Annotated in this window: 2 protein-coding genes; both read right to left on the bottom strand. The window is 35.7% G+C overall.

What is annotated here, in order from left to right:
• Position 1 precedes the first annotated feature (1 nt).
• Positions 2-301, bottom strand: a complete 300-nt coding sequence (locus A9G35_RS00200) for a transposase (protein WP_065635196.1) — start codon at positions 299-301, stop codon at positions 2-4.
• 74 nt (positions 302-375) lie between these two features.
• Complete coding sequence (locus tag A9G35_RS00195) at positions 376-1,224, bottom strand: IS3 family transposase (RefSeq protein ID WP_255305875.1); 849 nt, start codon at positions 1,222-1,224, stop codon at positions 376-378.
• Between the last annotated feature and the right edge of the window lie 17 nt (positions 1,225-1,241).

Genomic DNA, 1,241 nt, shown 5'->3' with positions numbered 1-1,241 from the left:
TTTAGGATAGCGATTTTCGCCCTATTATCAGTGCTGCTTGCTTTAGAATATCGTTTTCCATACGCAGCTGTTTAAGCTCTTTACGCAACGCGATTAGCTCTTGTTCTTGTGGACTGCGATTATCTTTTGTTTTAAATGAGCCACTTTGGCTTGATTGCGTTATCCAACGGTCCAATGCTGATGGCGTCAAATCATATTCTGCAACGATTTCACTACGTGATTTACCATGTTGATAAAGACTAACCATTTGGTTTTTAAAATCATCTGTGAATGTTCGTCTTTTGCGTTTAATCTTATTCATATTTGTTCCTTTTTTAGTTGTGATAAGTTTACCTTACCCCTTAAAAAAGTTGTATGTGGAATGGCAACACATTTTCAAACAAAAAAATTAAGGGGTAAGTGTTTTTTAAATTCAACGGGAGGCAAGTAGCCTAACGAAGAATGTAATCGTTTATGATTATACCAATAAGCATAAGCCGAAAAAGCGCGTTGTAACTCAGCCGTTGAGTTGAAACGTTGGCCTTTTACAAATTCCGTTTTAATTGTTTTAAATGTCGCTTCCGCTACCGCATTGTCATAAGGACATCCTTTCTTGCTTAATGAATGCGTGATATTAAATGTCTTAAAACAATCCGCTAATAACCGATTATCAAACTCTTTACCTCGGTCTGAATGAAATAAATCTAATTTCGATAATGGCATTTTAATTTGGCTTAATGCCGACATAACAAGCTCTGCTGTTTTATGTTGACCAACATGGTAACCGACAATCTGCCTATCGGATAAGTTCACTAAAACACATAAATAGTTCCAACGTTGCTTAACTTGAATATAGGTTAAATCCGCAACAACAATTTGTTTTTTATCACCTACATCAAATTGTCGTTGCAGGTGATTTTCTGTGGCGGTTTCATTCACTTCCGTATTGTGAGATTGATAACGTTTAACGGTGTATTTTGATACCAGCAATAAGGCTTTCATCACCCGAGCAATGTAACGGCATGACACCCAAATATTCTCTTTTTGTAAATCAAAACGAATTCGTCTTGTACCATAAGACTGATAGCTCTGATTAAATAGCGTCACGATTTTATCGGCATAAAGCCCTACTGATGTTTGTCTATTCAATTTACACTGATAATAAGCATAATATCTTGATAATCCTAAATATTGACATAGCTTTGTTATGCTATAACGATGTCGATTTGCTTTTAGGATAGCGATTTTCGTCCTATTATCAG

The sequence above is a fragment of the Gilliamella sp. Choc5-1 genome (genome assembly GCF_001690595.1).
In the GTDB taxonomy this organism is placed as follows: Bacteria; Pseudomonadota; Gammaproteobacteria; order Enterobacterales; family Orbaceae; genus Gilliamella; species Gilliamella apicola_M.
This window is presented reverse-complemented; position numbering and strand designations above follow the sequence as displayed.

Bases quoted from the DNA above. Each gene is read 5' to 3' on its own strand.
- A9G35_RS00200 (WP_065635196.1), bottom strand. From the start codon at position 301: ATGAATAAGATTAAACGCAAAAGACGAACATTCACAGATGATTTTAAA.